Genomic DNA, 17,272 nt, shown 5'->3' on the forward strand with positions numbered 1-17,272 from the left:
TCCGCACTTTACTGAACATTGAAAGGAGAATTTTCCATGGCTAAAGCCACTGCCCGTCACATCCTGGTTAGCTCGGAAGACAAGTGCAACGAACTCAAGGCCCAGATCGAAGGCGGCGCTGATTTCGCCGAAGTTGCCAAAGCCAACTCCACTTGCCCATCCAGCCGCCAGGGCGGCGACCTCGGCTCGTTCGGTCCAGGACAGATGGTCAAGGAGTTCGACACCGTCGTCTTCAGCGCACCTATCAACGTGGTGCAAGGCCCGGTCAAGACCCAGTTCGGTTACCACCTGCTGGAAGTGACCAGCCGTCAGGACTGATCAGCACTCTGATATTCTGCACAGCGGCCCGCCTTTTGGCGGGCCGTTGTGTTTCGGATACGTAATACGGCTGGCGAGGGACGCGCCGCTAGCGTACAAATTGCGGTTATCGACCACCCGGCTCTAAGGCTGACAATGCGACTGGCTTTCCCCACTTTGTTGTTCACTGCCATGGCCCTGCTGTTGAGTGCCGTCGGTGTGAATGCTGCACCGCAACATGCGTTGACCGTGTACGGCGAACCGGCGAAGTACCCCGCCGGCTTCAGTCATTTCGCCTACGCCAACCCGCAAGCCCCCAAGGGCGGCACGATGCGTCGCTCGGCCATCGAGATCGGGCATTTCGACCATATATTGCCGTACATCGACAAAGGCATTGGCGTCACGCAGATCGACGGCTTGCTCTACTCGCCCCTGGCCCAGCGTTCGCTGGACGAACCCTATACCGTGTACGGTCTGGTGGCACAGAAAATGGAGCGCTCCGACGACGGTATGTCGCTGCGCTTCTATTTGAATCCGAAGGCGCGTTTCGCCGACGGCACACCGATCACCGCCCAGGACGTGCGCTACACCTTCGACCTGCTGATGACCCAGGGCAGCCTGCGCTATCGCACCCAGTTCGCCGACGTCAAAGGCGTCGAAGTCGAAGCGCCGCTAACGGTCCGGTTCGACTTCAAAAGCAACGAAAACCGTACCTTGCCCCTCGACATCGCCACGTTGCCGGTATTTCCCGAACACTGGTGGAAGACCCGTGACTTCGCCAATGGCGGTGGTTATGAGGCGCCATTGGGCAGCGGCCCTTATAAGGTGGGCAAGGTCGACTCCGGCCGCAGCATCACCTTCGAGCGCAACGCCACCTGGTGGGGCAAGGATTTGCCGGTCAGCCGCGGCCTCTACAACTTCGATCATTTCAGCATCGAGTACTTCGGCGATACCGACGTCGCACGCCAGGTCCTGCGTGGCGGCGCCTATGACTACAACCGCGAATTCTCCGCGACCGGTTACTCCATCGGCTACGAAAGCCCGGCCCTGAGCGACGGTCGCCTGCAAAAAGCACATCTGGCCACAGAAGCTCCGCAATCGGCCCAGGGTTTTGTCTTCAACCTGCAAAAACCGATATTCCAGGACCGCCGAGTGCGCCAGGCCCTGGCCATGCTCTGGGATTTCGAGTGGAGCAATCGGCAGATGATGCGCGACCTGTACATCCGCCAGCAAAGCTTCTTTTCCAACACCGACCTCGCCGCCCGCAAACTGCCGGACGCCGGAGAGCTGGCCATTCTCGAACCGCTGCGTGGGCAGATTCCCGACGAAGTCTTCACCCAGGTCTTCGAAGCGCCGAAAACCGATGGCAGCGGTCTGATTCGCGACAAACAATTGCAAGCGCTGGACTTGCTCGAGCAGGCCGGCTGGAAACCCGACGGCGACCAACTGGTCAACGCCGAGGGCACGCCGCTGAGTTTCACTTTTCTGGTCAGCCAAAACGGCATGGACCGATTGCTCCTGCCATACAAGCGCACCTTGAAACAGATCGGCATCGACCTGAACATCCGCCGCATCGACGCGTCCCAGTATGTGAATCGCCTGATGAGCCGCGATTACGACATGATCGTCACCGGCTACCCGGTCACCACTTCACCGGGTGGCGAGCTGTTCAACTACTTCGGCTCGGTCTCGGCCAACGACCCCGGCGCCAACAACTACATGGTGCTGAAGAACCCGGCGGTCGACACCCTGATCAACGGCCTGGTCCGCGCCAACACCCAGCCCGAAATGCTGCGTTACGCCCACGCACTGGACCGGGTGCTGCAATGGAACTACTACTGGATTCCCAACTATTACCCGCCGGGCACTTCAACGGTGTGGTGGAACCGGTTCGGCATGCCCAACGAGCAAGCCAGTAATGACGAAGCCATCGAAAGCTGGTGGGAAGTGAGCACCACGCCGCTGACCAACCAGCAGATGACGGCGGAAAAAATCCGCCGTGGCACACCCGGAGGGCCGCATTGATGTGGGCTTACATACTGCGGCGTCTGCTGCTGATCATCCCGACGCTGGTGATCATTCTTCTGGTCAACTTCGTCATCGTCCAGGCTGCACCGGGCGGTCCGGTGGAGCAGGCCATCGCGCACTTGCAAGGCATCGGTGGCGCCAGTGTCGGCGGCGGCTCCGGGGAGACCATGTCCGGCACCTCCCGGGCTAGTCGCGGTCTCGACCCGCAATTGATCAAGGACATCGAAAAGCAGTACGGCTTCGACAAGCCCGCACACGAACGCCTGTGGCTGATGCTCACCAGCTACGCGCGCCTGGACTTTGGCAAGAGCTTCTTCCGCGGCGCCACCGTCACCGACCTGATCCTGGAAAAAATGCCGGTGACCATTTCCCTCGGGCTATGGGCGACGCTGATCACGTACCTGGTGTCGATCCCGCTGGGCATCCGCAAGGCCGTGCATCATGGCAGCCATTTCGACATCTGGAGCAGCACGGCAATCATCATCGGTTACGCGATGCCGGCGTTCCTGTTCGCGATGTTCCTGATCGTGGTCTTCGCCGGTGGCACCTCTCTGAACTGGTTCCCGGTGCGCGGACTGGTGTCGGACAACTTCGAATCGCTGTCGACCGTGGGCAAGATCGCCGACTATTTCTGGCACCTGGTGCTGCCGGTGACGGCGTTGGTGATCGGCGGTTTCGCCACGCTGACGATCCTCACCAAGAACTCGTTCCTCAATGAAATCACGCGCCAGTACGTGGTCACCGCACGGGCCAAAGGCTTGAGCGAACGACGCGTGCTGTACGGCCATGTGTTCCGCAATGCGATGTTGCTGGTGGTGTCGGGGATTCCCCAGGCGTTCATCAGCGTGTTCTTCGCCGGGTCGCTGCTGATCGAAGTGATTTTCTCCCTCGATGGCCTGGGGCGCATGAGCTATGAGGCTGCCGTGTCGCGGGACTATCCGGTGGTGTTCGGCTCGCTGTTTATCTTCACGCTGTTCGGGCTTTTGATAAAACTGATCGGCGACCTCTGCTACACCCTGGTCGACCCGCGTATCGACTTTGCCGCGAGGAACGCCTGATGTTCAAGCTCTCGCCGTTAGGCCGTCGCCGCTTTGAACGCTTCAAGAAAAACCGTCGGGGCTGGTGGTCGCTGTGGCTGTTCATTGGCCTGTTTCTGCTGACCTTGGGCGGTGAGTTGATCGCCAACGACAAACCGCTGGTGGTCAGTTATCAGGGCCAGTGGTACTTCCCGGTATTCAAGCGCCACACCGAGCAGGAGTTCGGCGGGCAACTGCCGTTCCAGGCTGACTATCGCAGCGACTACGTGCAAAAGCTGATTCACAAGGACGGCGGCTGGATGCTGTTCCCGCCGATCCCGTTCAGCGATGACACGCCCAACTATGAACTCAATACACCGGCGCCGAGCCCGCCCTCCAGCGTCAACTGGCTGGGCACCGACGACCAGTCGCGGGACGTCATGGCCCGGGTGATTTTCGGCGCACGGGTGTCGATCCTGTTTGCGTTGATGCTGACCTTCGTCAGTGCCTTGATCGGCATCGCCGCCGGCGCTTTGCAAGGTTATTACGGCGGCTGGGTCGACCTGCTGGGTCAACGCTTGCTGGAGGTCTGGTCCGGTCTGCCGGTGCTGTACTTGCTGATCATTCTGTCGGGGTTCGTCGAACCGAATTTCTGGTGGCTGCTGGGGATCATGGCGCTGTTTTCCTGGCTGGCGCTGGTCGACGTGGTGCGCGCCGAGTTCCTGCGCGGGCGCAATCTGGAATACGTCAAAGCCGCCCGGGCGCTGGGCCTCACGGATCGAAAAGTGATTGTCCGGCATATCCTGCCCAACGCCATGAACGCGACCTTGAGCTACCTGCCGTTCATTCTCACCGGCGCCATCTCCACCCTCACGGCCCTGGATTTTCTCGGCTTCGGCATGCCGGCCGGCAGCGCATCGCTGGGCGAGCTGATCGGGCAAGGCAAGCAGAACCTGCAAGCGCCGTGGCTGGGGCTGACGGCGTTTTTCACCCTGGCGCTGATTCTTTCCTTATTGGTGTTTATCGGCGAGGCGTTGCGCGATGCCTTTGATCCCCGATCCTGACGCGGACTGTAGATATGAGTACCAACCTGATCGAAATCCGTGACCTCAGCGTGGCCTTCAATGGCCAGACGGTGGTGCGCAATCTGTGCCTGGACATCCATCCCGGCGAATGCCTGGCATTGGTCGGCGAATCGGGCTCCGGCAAATCGGTGACCGCCCACTCGATCCTGCAACTGCTGCCCGAGACCGGCACCCGGACCACGGGCAGCATTCGCTATCGCGGCAAGGAATTGCTCGGTGCCCCGCCCCAGGTGTTGCGTGAGCTACGCGGCAACCGGATCGCGATGATCTTCCAGGAACCGATGACCTCGCTCAACCCGTTGCACAGCATCGAAAAGCAGATCGGCGAAACCCTGCTGGTGCACAAAGGCCTGACGGGCAACGCGGCGCAAGCGCGGATTCTGGAGTTGCTGCAACTGGTCGGCATCCAGAAACCCAAAGAGCGGCTCAAGGCCTATCCCCATCAGCTGTCCGGTGGCCAGCGGCAACGGGTAATGATCGCCATGGCCCTGGCGTGCGAGCCGCAGTTGCTGATCGCCGACGAACCCACCACGGCGCTGGACGTGACAGTGCAGCGCAAGATTCTGATTCTGCTCAAGTCCCTGCAACAGCGTCTCGGCATGTCGCTGCTGTTGATCAGCCACGACCTCAATCTGGTGCGCAGCATCGCTCAGCGTGTGTGCGTGATGAAGGCCGGGGAAATCGTCGAAGAGGCCACCTGCGAAACGATCTTCACCGAACCGAAACATCCCTACAGTTGCGTGCTGCTGAACGCCGAACCGGAAGGCGAAGCCCTGCCCCGGGACGAGCGCGAGAACGTTCTGGAAGTGGACAACCTGCGCGTGCAGTTTGCCCTCGGTGGCGGCTTGTTCCAGCGCAAGACGTATCTGAACGCGGTGGACGGCATCAGCCTCAACATTCAGCGTGGCAAGACCCTGGGCATCGTGGGCGAGTCCGGTTCGGGCAAATCGACCCTGGGCCAGGCGATTCTGCGTTTGCTCGATTCCGAAGGCAGCATTCGCTTTCAGGGCGAGGCACTGGACGGTCTGACGCAAAAGCAGTTGCGGCCATGGCGCAAGAAGATGCAGGTGGTGTTCCAGGACCCCTTCGGCAGTCTCAGTCCACGCATGTCCGTGGCGCAGATCATCAGCGAAGGGCTTGAAGTGCATAGCCAATTGACCGCTGATGAATGCAAAGCCGAAGTGATTCGTGCACTGGAAGAAGTCGGCCTCGACCCGCAAAGCCGTGATCGCTATCCCCACGAGTTCTCCGGTGGCCAGCGTCAGCGCATCGCCATTGCCCGGGCGCTGGTGCTGAAACCGGCGCTGATTCTGCTCGATGAACCGACCTCGGCACTGGATCGCACCGTGCAGAAACAAGTGGTCGCCCTGCTCCGCCAACTTCAGGAAAAACACGGCCTGACCTACCTGTTCATCAGTCATGATCTGGCGGTGGTACGTGCCCTGGCCCACGACATGATCGTGATCAAGGACGGCAAAGTGGTAGAAAGCGGTGCCAGCCACGACGTATTCGATTCGCCGCAGCATCCGTACACCAAAGAGCTGTTGGCGGCGGCGCATACGCGGTAGGCATAATCGCGTCCACATCGATGAACCGCGTCGCGGCCTTCGCGGGCAAGCCTCGCTCCCACAGGTTTGGTGGTTATCGCTGAATTTGTGGCTCGACACAAACCCTGCAGGAGCGAGGCTTGCCCGCGAAGAGGCCCGCCAAGACAACACACATTCTGGACATGAAACCCATGAACACCACCGAAAGCCTCAAGGACTACCAGCGCGTTCGCTTGCTGGCGATCCGTTCGCTGTTCGAGATCATCGAGCAATCCAGCGAGGGCACGGTGATTGTCGACCGCGACGCGAATATCGTCTGGATGAACGAGCGCTATGCCCGCCGCTTCGGCCTGGAATCAGCCGAAGTGGCCATCGGCAAAGCGTGCGAAAGCGTGATACCGGGCAGCTTGCTACGTGAGGTGGTTCGCACCGGTCGCCCGATTTTGCTGGATATGCAGGACACGCCGAAAGAACCCCTGGTGGTCATGCGCTTGCCGATCCACGACGACGCGGGCGCCGTCATCGGCGCCATTGGTTTTGCGCTGTTCGACGAATTGCACAGCCTGTCTCCGATGCTCAAACGCTACCTGAGCATGCAGGAAGAACTGGCCTCTACCCGCTCGTTGCTGCGGTCGCGGCAGACCAAATACAACTTCGCCCACTTCATCGGGACCAGCGCCGCCAGCCTGGAAGTCAAACGCCGCGCCCGGCGCAGTGCCAGTGCCGAGTCACCGGTGCTGTTGCTCGGCGAAACCGGCACCGGCAAGGAGCTGCTGGCCCAGGCGATCCACGGCGCTTCACCCCGCGCGCACAAAGCCTTCGTCAGCATCAACAGCGCAGCGATTCCCGAGTCGTTGCTCGAAGCCGAATTCTTTGGCACCGCGCCGGGCGCCTTCACTGGCGCCGATCGCAAGGGCCGGGCCGGCAAGTTGCAGATCGCCCAGGGCGGCACGCTGTTTCTCGATGAAATCGGCGACATGCCGCTGCCGCTGCAAAGCAAGTTGCTGCGCGTTTTGCAGGAAAAGGAATTCGAGCCGGTCGGTTCCAATGAGGTCATCCAGAGTGATGTGCGAGTGATTGCAGCGACCTCCACGGACCTGGAAGCGGCGATCAAGCGCGGCGAATTTCGCGCGGACTTGTACTACCGGCTCAACGTGCTGCCGATCAACGTGCCGCCTCTGCGCGATCGTCTTGATGACTTGCCAGCGCTCAGTGAAGCGATCCTTGAGGAACTTCGCAGCCAGCATGAGCTGAACACCGAAGCCTTGGACCTGCTGGCGCATCACGCCTGGCCGGGCAATATCCGTGAGCTGCGCAACGTGCTGGAACGCGCGGCGCTGCTCAGTGATGACCTGGTGCTGAATGCAGGGGACATCCGCGCGGCAATCGGGACGTTCACACCAGTGACGCGTGTGGCGCCGAGGGTCGTTGAGGCCGTTGCGCAGGAAACGTTCAGCGAGGCGCGGGAGCGGTTTGACCGGCAATTGATTGAATCTGCCCTGGCGCAATGCGGGGGCAAGGTGATTGAAGCGGCGGCGCGGCTGGGGCTGGGGCGGTCGACTTTGTATAAGAAGATGGTGGCGCTAGGGATTGCCGAGTCTCCCTAAAGAGACACTGATCTCTATTGGTAGATAGGGCCTCTTCGCGGGCAAGCCTCGCTCCTACGGGACCAAGGCGCTCTTGTTTGTGCGGACGACCGCAAATCATGCAGGAGCGAGGCTTGCCCGCGAAGGCACTCTCACAGCCGCAAAAAAATCTCGAATAAGAGACAAATCATTCAGAATCACCTTATAAATAATTAAATATCCTTATATTTCAATGCCTTAAACAAATGGCACGAATCTCGCTAAAGCCCTCTCCCACAAAAGTCCCACCCTACAAAAATAACAATCCAGGAGACACACCATGAGTGTGATCATTGCCTTGGCAGCCCTCGCGCTGCTGATGCTGGCTGCTTACCGTGGCTACAGCGTTATTCTCTTCGCCCCGATTGCCGCCCTCGGCGCCGTCTTGCTCACCGACCCTTCCGCCGTCGCCCCTGCCTTCACCGGGGTGTTCATGGAGAAAATGGTCGGCTTCATCAAACTGTATTTCCCGGTGTTCCTGCTCGGCGCGGTGTTCGGCAAGCTGATTGAGCTGTCGGGATTCTCACGCTCCATCGTCGCGGCAGCGATTCGGTTGCTCGGTACACGTCAGGCGATGTTGGTGATCGTGTTGGTCTGCGCCCTGCTGACTTACGGCGGCGTGTCGCTGTTTGTGGTGGTGTTCGCGGTCTACCCGTTTGCCGCTGAAATGTTCCGCCAGAGCAACATCCCCAAGCGCTTGATCCCGGCGACCATCGCCCTCGGTGCGTTTTCGTTCACCATGGACGCCCTGCCCGGCACCCCGCAGATCCAGAACATCATCCCCAGCACCTTCTTCAACACCACCGCGTGGGCGGCGCCGTGGCTGGGTGTAATCGGCGCGATCTTCGTAGTCTGCGCCGGCATGCTGTTTCTCCAACGCCAGCGCAACAAGGCGCAGGCCGCCGGTGAAGGTTATGGCACCGAACTGCGCAACGAGCCGGAAACCGCGGCCGACATCAAACTGCCGAATCCATGGATTGCCCTGTCGCCGTTGCTGGCAGTCGGCATCATGAACCTGCTGTTTACCCAGTGGATTCCGCAGTGGTATGGCAAGACCCACAGCCTCGCACTGCCGGGCATGGCCGCGCCGGTCACCACCGAAATCGCCAAGCTCACGGCGATCTGGGCAGTGCAAGCGGCCTTGCTGGTCGGCATCATCATGGTGCTGGTGTTCGGCTTCCAGGCGATTCGCGGCAAGTTGGCCGAGGGCAGTCGAAGTGCAGTCAGCGGTTCATTGCTGGCGGCGATGAACACCGCGTCGGAGTACGGTTTTGGTGCGGTGATCGCCTCCTTGCCGGGCTTCCTGGTATTGGCCGACTGGCTCAAGAGCATTCCCAACCCGTTGGTCAACGAAGCGATTACCGTGACCCTGCTCGCCGGCATCACCGGTTCGGCGTCGGGCGGCATGAGCATTGCGCTGGCGGCCATGGCCAATGACTTCATCGCTGCGGCCCACGCTGCCAACATTCCGTTGGAAGTGCTACACCGAGTGGCTGCGATGGCCAGTGGCGGCATGGACACCCTGCCGCACAACGGCGCAGTGATTACCCTGCTGGCGGTCACCGGCCTGACCCACCGTGAAGCCTACAAAGATATTTTCTGTATTACGCTGATCAAGACCCTGGCGGTTTTTGTGGTGATCGGTACTTTCTACGCCACTGGCATTGTGTGAGGTATTCATGACGACTCTTTCGGGCAAGACTGCACTGGTCACCGGTTCCACCAGCGGCATCGGCCTGGGCATTGCCCTGAGCCTGGCCAAGGCTGGCGCCAATCTGATTCTCAACGGTTTCGGCGATGCGTCCAAGGTGATTGCCGAGGTCGAGCAATTCGGTGGCAAGGTCGGCCATCACCCGGCCGACGTCAGCGACCCGGTGCAGATTGCCGACATGATTGCTTATGCCGAGCGTGAGTTCGGCGGCGTCGACATCCTGGTGAACAACGCCGGTATCCAGCACGTAGCGGCGGTAGAAGACTTTCCCGTGGAACGTTGGGACTCGATCATTGCGATCAACCTGTCGTCGGTGTTCCACAGCACCCGCTTGAGCCTGCCGGGCATGCGCACCAAAGGTTGGGGCCGGATCATCAACATTGCCTCGGTGCATGGCCAGGTGGGCTCGGTGGGTAAAGCCGCCTATGTCGCGGCCAAACATGGCGTGATCGGCTTGACCAAGGTCGTCGGGCTGGAAACGGCAACGACCAATGTGACCTGCAACGCCATTTGCCCGGGCTGGGTATTGACGCCGCTGGTGCAGAAGCAGATTGATGCACGCATCGCGACCGGGATCGAGCCGCAACAGGCGCAGCATGATTTGCTCGCGGAGAAGCAGCCGTCGCTGGAATTCGTCACCCCGCCGCAATTGGGCGAACTGGTGTTGTTCTTGTGCAGTGAGGCCGGCAGCCAGGTGCGCGGCGCGGCGTGGAATATTGATGGTGGGTGGTTGGCGCAGTAATTCGGCAGTAAACCGCGTTATCGTTCTTCGCGGGCAAGCCTCGCTCCCACAGGTTTTGTGGTTGCAGCCGGATTTGTGGCACGACGCAAAACCTGTAGGAGCGAGGCTTGCCCGCGAATGAATCTGAAAATAGAAGAAGAGGCAAGCCATGTCCGACATCCTCTGGCAACCCAGCGCCGAGCGCATCAGCAAAACCCGCATGGAGGCCTTCCGGCGCTTCATCATTAAGCGGCACCACATTCACCTCGACGACTACCCCGCCCTGCACCAATGGTCCATCGATCAGCGCGTAGCTTTCTGGCAGGCGATCGTCGACTTCTTCGACATCCGTTTCCACGATCAGCCGGACGCAGTGCTGGTGGAAGGCGCGCAAATGCCCAGCGCCGAGTGGTTCCCAGGCGCCACCCTGAATTTCGCCGAGCACCTGCTGCGCCGTCGCGACGATGCCGTGGCGGTCATTGCGATTGGCGAGAACGGCCAGCGTGAACACCTGACCTGGGCGGAACTCGCCGAGCATGTCGCCGGTTTTCAAAACAGTCTGAAAGCCGCTGGCGTCGGCCTCGGCGACCGTGTCGCCGCGTGCATGCCCAATACCTGGCAAACTCTGGTGGCCATGCTCGGCACCACCAGCCTGGGGGCGATCTGGTCCTGCTCATCACCGGACTTCGGCACCCAGGGCGTCATCGACCGCTTCGGCCAGATCGAACCAAAAGTGCTCATCACCTGCGCCGGTTATCGCTACGCCGGCAAGGACATCGATCAGACCGCCAAGGTCAATGAAATCCTCGATCGCCTGCCATCCTTGCAACAGTTGATCCTGGTGCCCTATGCCCGACCACAGGCACGCATCGAACAGTTCCACACCCGAGCCAACGTGACGCTGTGGGATGATTTTTACGACATCGGTGGCGAGCCGGATTTCGTCCCCGTGCCGTTCGCCCATCCGCTGTACATCCTCTACTCCAGCGGCACCACCGGCGTGCCGAAATGCATCGTCCACAGCACCGGCGGCGTGTTGCTGCAACACGTCAAGGAGCACGGCCTGCATTGCGATCTCGGCCCCGGCGACCGTTTGTTCTACTACACGACGTGCGGATGGATGATGTGGAACTGGCTGGTCTCTGCCCTGGCCGTGGGCAGTGCAGTGGTGCTGTACGACGGCTCGCCGTTCCATCCGGCCCCCCGGCGTTTGATCGACCTGATCGACGATGAACGCATCAGCGTCTTCGGCACCAGTCCAAAATTTATCGCCACCCTGGAAACCCATGGGATCAAACCGCGCGAAAGCCATGACCTGAGCAGCCTGAAAACCCTGCTTTGCACCGGTTCCGCGCTGTCGCCGCAGAGTTACGACTACGTGTATCGCGACCTCAAGAGCGACCTGTGCCTGGCCTCGATGTCCGGTGGTACCGACATCGTTTCGTGCTTTGTGAACAGCAATCCTTTTGAGCCCGTGCGTCGCGGCGAAATCCAGGGCAAAAGCCTGGGCATGGCGGTCGAAGTCTGGAATGACGACGGCAAGCCTGTGATCGGCGAGAAAGGTGAACTGGTGTGCACCCGGCACTTCCCGGCGATGCCCATTGGTTTCTGGAACGACCCGCAGCAGGAGAAGCTGCACGCTTCATATTTCAGCCAGTTCCCCGGCGTCTGGGCCCAGGGCGATTACGCCGAACAGCTGCCCCACGGCGCGATGATGATCCACGGCCGCTCGGACGCGGTGCTCAACCCGGGCGGCGTGCGCATCGGTACCGCGGAAATCTATCGTCAGGTGGAGAAGGTCCCACAGGTGCTGGACAGCGTGGCCATTGGTCAGCAATGGCAGGATGACGTGCGGGTGGTGCTGTTCGTGAAGTTGCGCGACGGCGTCGAACTGGATGAAGCTTTGCAGCAGCAGATCCGCCAGGTCATCCGCGCCAACACCACACCCCGGCATGTACCGGCGAAGATTGTCGCGGTGACCGATATCCCACGGACCATCAGCGGCAAGGTCGTCGAGCTGGCGGTGCGGAACGTGGTGCATGGGCAGAAGGTGAAGAACACCGATGCGTTGGCCAATCCCGAGGCGCTGGAGCAATTTCGGGATCGGCCGGAACTGGCTTTTTAAACGGTTCGATCGAACGCTCGGGCCGGGGCTGCCGTGCCCTGTGCAAACCTCTGCGCAGTCACGGGTTTGTTCAGCGTGATCAGCACCGGATCGACAATCGCACGTTCGGGGTTTGCTTCCAGCGTGCTCCGAAGGAGGGACATGTTGCGGTCAAACCCGCCTTCGTCGGTGTACAACTGGCTCAGCAGCGAAGTGACCACCGCCAGTGAGTCGGCGTTTTCAAAGGCTTTGGAACGGGCGTGACGGGCAATGCCTCCATCTGTCACCGCAAGCTGTCCGGAGGCCAGGTTCAACAGCGACGCCACGTCCAGCGACTGGCCACCCCCAACGTTGCCGGCGTCGCGGGCATAGGCGACATCACCGATCTGCGCAGGTCCGTGAAACAGCTCATGGATCAAGTCGTCTGCGACGACGTCAAGGTTGAAACCCTGGCCGATGAAGTGACGGTTGAGATTGACGGTGTAGATTTCAACGAACTTCGCGTCGGATTGCCCGGTTGCGCCTTTCCACTGCTGGTAAGCGTTCGTGTCGAAAGCGGCAATGTGGTGGGTGTCCTTGAGTGGATCAAGGACGAAGTTACTGATGGAAACGCCCGCGAAGTCCGCCCTGACCGCTCTCAAATAATTCAATAACTGATTGATTGCTTCATTCGAATCGCTTCCCATCAGCAGCCTCGCGACCAACGTGCGCTGCGCCTCAAAGTCACGGCGGATCAAGGCATTGATTGCGTTTTCGATTTTAGTCCGGGCTCGCGGCAGACTTTGTTCAATGAACTGTCGGGTGTAACTGACAGGCAATGTCTTGGTTGGGCGCGGCAAGGCGACAGGCGCCATGTAGGCAAAGTGCTCCAGTTTGGGCCCCCAGGCTTTGCCCAGGCGGTCGAGGGCATACCATTGGAGTTGGTTGCGCGCGGCCACCACTGACAGGGTCTCACCCACTGCACCACGTGGCCGCCAGCTACCCTGTCCGGTGTGGACGTGACTGGCGGCGCGGAGCAGGTCATAGGATTTGTGGCTGCCATGGAGTCTGCCCAACTGGGACTTCGCCAGTCCAAGAAGCGCTTCAGCCTGACTGCTGAAACGTAACGCGCCCTTATGGATGAGTTTGCCGGCACCATAAAACACCGTTGGTACATCATCCACGGGGTTGAAGAGGGAAATGGAGGTGACAAAGGCCAGTTTGGTCAGACGGGCGCCTTTGGACGACAGGGAGATCGCCTTCGACGAGATGCTCAGCGCTTTGGCGCCCGCCCCCACGAATGCCCCGCCCAACGCCATGGCGTCCATGACGCAACCGTAGATCCCGTCTACGACCTTGTTGTGCTCTCCGGAAGACAAATCCTCGATGCACTTTTTGAACGGAACCACCAGATTCACGATGTAATCGGCAGTCTCTTCGCCTTTTTTGCGTTCGGTTTCAAGCGCTGTCGGCACGGTGGCCATCAACTCGATTTCGTCCAACGTGCGCAACGGATGATTGTTCACAACGAACGCCGCAATTCGCGCCAGTTGCGGATTGCCAACATTTATATAAGTACTCTGCTGGCGAGCCGTTACTTGCAGTGGCGCGGGGAGTTCGCCCAGTTTTTCAATAATTGCCATGTCGCTGCTGGCGTCATTCCCGGCGAAAACGCCGTCGGTATATTCAATAACAGAAAGAGGCAACCATTCGGGGGGCACAGGTCGTTCCGGCGCATTCAGGTCCCCGGCGAAATCCATTCTCGCGGCCGTTCGCAATTTGCCTGTTGAGATGATCAGCGAGGCGAGCGTGTTGTTTCTCCGTAACTCACCCCGCAAGGTAAACAACTCATAACACACCGCCGTGTTTGCGTGAGTAGCAAACATGACAATGCCGAAGCGTCCCTTGACAGCATCGCTACCTTGCCGGGTTTCGTAAGTCGTTGAAACAGGGACCGGCGATATTGAAAAGAAAGACTCGGTTCTGGTGGCCGGAAGACGAACGGTAAAAAAGCTGATTTTTCCGTTCAGAAAGACGTCCAGATCATGAGGAAGCATGTGTGAAAGGGCCAACTTGATGTTGCTCGCCAGCGCGTTATTCAACTGGCCGAGATAATCGCGCAATTGGCGATGGTACTCGACATTGTTGGGGGGCAGGCTTCGCAACCTTGGAAAGCGACTATAAAGGCTAGTGACGGAGGGGTCGTACTGAGTTGGTCTTTTGTAATGGGTGATACCGGCCAACAAATCAGGGGTCCCGGAAATAACTTTATCGGGAAAGACCGCAGGAAAATCCCACTGGCCACCTTCCAGATCCGCCGACATGTGCAACTCGACCATGGACATGGGGTTGGAGGACGCATAAAGGCCGGGGTGTTGATAGAGCACTTTATCGTCGAGAAAATCACACTCCGGCACCGCGCCTTGCAAGGCTTCGCGCGCGATGGTTTCGCGGTTGGGCATCGGGATGGAATAGACGCGCGCCAGATGGGTGAAGTTTTCCGCATATGCCTGGAACGCGGTGATGGCCCGCTCGGTGCTGTCCTTTGCCGCTTGAGTCAGCTCGCTTGCGCTGATAACGCTGTTGATCAGGGCCCAGTCGACGATCGGATCGATCATTGCCAAATCCCGCAGTCGGGACAGCGGCTCGCTGACAGGCTCCAGTTCGACATACGCCATGATTTGCGCATACGTCAGCACACGCGACGCGCCCTTCCTGACCGCTTCCGCCAAGGCAACGCCATGGCAAAAGGTTACCCAGGCAACCGAGCCCAACGTCATCGACGATGGCACGCCCCTGACCAGAAATTCCGGCGCAATGTCCGCCAGCAGCAGATGACACGCCAGTGGCGCCGCCGCAGGATCAACCCAGCCCTTGGTATAGAGAAAGGCTTGCAGCTCTTCGCGGACCATGGCCGGCGACCGCTCTACGTTGCTCGGCGCATATAAAGCGAAACCACCGAGACTCTTGCGGTCCCCGGTGCTACCTAGAGACGGATAAAGATCCAGCAACAGGCTGGTGACCAGCAGTTGCTCGAGATCTTGCGCAGAGACGTTCTGCCCGGGATGCGCGCCGAACCAGTCCGACGCTTCCAGAATCTCCCTGGCACAGGCCTGGGCCACCGGATGCTTGACCAACGCGACGATCCGCTCGGCGGCATTTTCGTGTGTCGCAACGGCGCGTCCCGTTTCGCGGTACAACATGTCCAGCAGTCTGGTGTTCTGGGTAACACGCTGAGTAACCTGCCGAATGGCGGTCCGTTGCTCAGCCGACAAGACGGCTAATGATGAATCATCCGTAACCAACTGCCCCCAATAGTGCCCCAACTCATCGACATCAGGATCAAACTCGAAAAGCGCGATCAGGTTTCTGGTTTCGCTCGCGTTCGTTGGAACCGTCAGGCCATGAAACCTCAGCCATTGGTCCACATCGACGAAATCTTCGGTGTAAATGTATCCACCGGCTTGCCTGGCAATATCACCTACCACCAGCAGCTTTTGATAATAGTGCGACGCCTGGACGATATTCACGTCGACGACTTCCCACACTTGCCGGTCTTTTCGGAAAATCTCAAGTCCGCCGTTTTCGTTAATACGGGTTGCCGCCATATTCTCCGGACGGTGGCGACGGAGTTCGTCCATTACGACCGTGTAGTTGGCCAGGTTATTCCATGCCACTCGCCCCGGCATATGGACTTCATACAGCGAAGAACCTTTTGCCAGCTCAAACTCATAACCTTGCCAATGGTACGGCCCTTCATCCTCTTGATCCTCGAAGACACTTTGCAACAAGCGCGCGACCACTTGTCGTTCAGCGGCATCGGCCCTTAACCACTGGTGCTGGACTTCGGAAACGGCTCCGGACAACGGATAGTCTTTATATTTCAACTTAACAACCATAAAACAACCTTATGTATTTAGTTCACTGATTCATTAATCGAAGGTGAATCCTGACCCACCAAAAATTAACTAAACAGTAAAACTTCATAAGACAACATTTCATCGTCGCCGCCTTACCCACCTCATCAATCCACTAACCCCCAGTCCCCATTGGGCGCATTGACGGTCGAAGGCCCACCGCCATACAGCTTGAGGCGCAACTTCAGATTGCTCAGCGAGTCCGCATGTTTTAGCGCCTCTTCCTCACTGATTGCGCCTTCCATCACCAGTGCATACAGTGCGCCATCGAACGTCTGCATACCGAACTCTGCGGACTTTTCCATGATGTCTTTAAGTTCGTCCAGTTGATTGCGCCTTATCAAGTCACCGATCGTGGGTGTTCCCAACATCACTTCCACTGCCGCCCTGCGCTGACCGTCAAGGGTCCGCACCAATCGTTGGGAAACAAACGCTTTCAGATTGTTGCTCAAGTCATGCAGCAACTGCGTCCGTCGCTCTTCGGGAAAGAAATTGATGATGCGGTCCAGCGCCTGATGGGCGTTGTGCGCGTGCAACGTCGAGATCACCAGATGGCCCGTATCGGCAAACGCCAGCGCGTGCTCCATGGTTTCGCGGTCGCGGATTTCGCCGATCAGTACCACGTCCGGGGCCTGGCGCAGGGTGTTTTTCAGGGCAGCATGAAAACTGCGGGTATCGACGCCGACCTCGCGCTGGTTGATGATCGACTGCTTGTGCCGATGGATGTACTCGATCGGGTCCTCGATGGTGACGATATGGCCAGTGCTGTGGCGGTTGCGGTAATCGATCAGCGCCGCGAGAGAGGTTGACTTGCCGCAATCGGTGGCGCCGACGAACAGTATCAATCCTTGTTTGAGCATCACGGTTTCGAGCAGCACCGCCGGTAGTTTGAGGTCTTCGAAACGCGGGATGTCGAGCTTGATGTTGCGTGCCACGATTGACACATCGTTGCGTTGCTTGAAGATGTTGACCCGAAAGCGCCCGACACCCGCCAGGGAGATTGCCAGGTTCATCTCCAGTTCCCGATCGAACTCCAGGCGCTGTTCGGCGTCCATGATGGACTCGGCAATGGCAGCGACTGCTCCCGGCTTGAATGGCTGGTCGGTCAGCGGCTTGAGCACACCGTCGAACCGCGCACTGGGTGGTGCGCCGGTGGAAAGATAGAGATCGGATCCATTCCGGTCAGACAGTATCTGCAACAGTGCATCGATTTCCATGGCAAAAAACACCCGCGAAGCATTC

At 59.3% G+C, this 17,272-nt stretch carries 11 protein-coding genes; 9 read left to right on the top strand and 2 right to left on the bottom strand.

Going from position 1 to position 17,272, the window contains the following annotated elements:
- Positions 1–36 precede the first annotated feature (36 nt).
- The 9 genes from AC1ROI_RS02230 to AC1ROI_RS02270 all read left to right on the top strand — a co-directional run bounded on the left by AC1ROI_RS02230 (position 37) and on the right by AC1ROI_RS02270 (position 12,155).
- Positions 37–318: a peptidylprolyl isomerase gene (locus AC1ROI_RS02230; RefSeq protein ID WP_007912303.1), complete on the top strand. Its 282-nt coding sequence runs from the start codon at positions 37–39 to the stop codon at positions 316–318.
- A gap of 135 nt (positions 319–453) precedes the next feature.
- On the top strand, positions 454–2,322 hold the full coding sequence (locus AC1ROI_RS02235) for an extracellular solute-binding protein (RefSeq protein WP_077747706.1): 1,869 nt from the start codon (positions 454–456) through the stop codon (positions 2,320–2,322).
- Positions 2,322–3,383, top strand: coding sequence for a microcin C ABC transporter permease YejB (locus AC1ROI_RS02240; RefSeq protein WP_010460849.1), 1,062 nt, complete (start codon positions 2,322–2,324; stop codon positions 3,381–3,383). Before AC1ROI_RS02235 ends, AC1ROI_RS02240 begins: the two co-directional genes overlap by 1 nt.
- A complete protein-coding gene (locus AC1ROI_RS02245) occupies positions 3,383–4,405 on the top strand; it encodes an ABC transporter permease (RefSeq protein WP_010460851.1) in 1,023 nt (340 codons plus the stop codon). The genes AC1ROI_RS02240 and AC1ROI_RS02245 overlap by 1 nt, the downstream gene beginning before the upstream one ends.
- Before the next feature lie 14 nt (positions 4,406–4,419).
- Positions 4,420–5,994: an ABC transporter ATP-binding protein gene (locus AC1ROI_RS02250; protein ID WP_083376592.1), complete on the top strand. Its 1,575-nt coding sequence runs from the start codon at positions 4,420–4,422 to the stop codon at positions 5,992–5,994.
- A 170-nt stretch (positions 5,995–6,164) separates the two neighbouring features.
- Positions 6,165–7,580, top strand: a complete 1,416-nt coding sequence (locus AC1ROI_RS02255) for a sigma-54 interaction domain-containing protein (protein ID WP_010460855.1) — start codon at positions 6,165–6,167, stop codon at positions 7,578–7,580.
- A gap of 298 nt (positions 7,581–7,878) precedes the next feature.
- On the top strand, positions 7,879–9,270 hold the full coding sequence (locus AC1ROI_RS02260) for a GntP family permease (protein WP_010460857.1): 1,392 nt from the start codon (positions 7,879–7,881) through the stop codon (positions 9,268–9,270).
- Positions 9,271–9,277: 7 nt separating this feature from the next.
- Entirely contained in the window at positions 9,278–10,051 is a 774-nt protein-coding gene (gene hbdH, locus AC1ROI_RS02265) for a 3-hydroxybutyrate dehydrogenase (protein WP_010460859.1), read from the top strand.
- A gap of 148 nt (positions 10,052–10,199) precedes the next feature.
- Entirely contained in the window at positions 10,200–12,155 is a 1,956-nt protein-coding gene (locus tag AC1ROI_RS02270; RefSeq protein ID WP_102594995.1) for an acetoacetate--CoA ligase, read from the top strand.
- Here AC1ROI_RS02270 and AC1ROI_RS02275 read toward each other — a convergent pair.
- Together AC1ROI_RS02275 and AC1ROI_RS02280 are read right to left on the bottom strand one after the other, a co-directional pair.
- Positions 12,152–16,012 (bottom strand): hypothetical protein, encoded by a 3,861-nt coding sequence (locus AC1ROI_RS02275; protein WP_102594996.1) that lies wholly within the window; start codon positions 16,010–16,012, stop codon positions 12,152–12,154. The genes AC1ROI_RS02270 and AC1ROI_RS02275 overlap by 4 nt on opposite strands.
- Before the next feature lie 125 nt (positions 16,013–16,137).
- The gene (locus AC1ROI_RS02280) at positions 16,138–17,247 is read right to left on the bottom strand and encodes a PilT/PilU family type 4a pilus ATPase (RefSeq protein WP_102595012.1); all 1,110 of its coding nucleotides are present in this window, start codon (positions 17,245–17,247) and stop codon (positions 16,138–16,140) included.
- Positions 17,248–17,272 lie beyond the last annotated feature (25 nt).

The sequence above is a fragment of the Pseudomonas sp. GW823-FHT02C02 genome, from assembly GCF_058797635.1.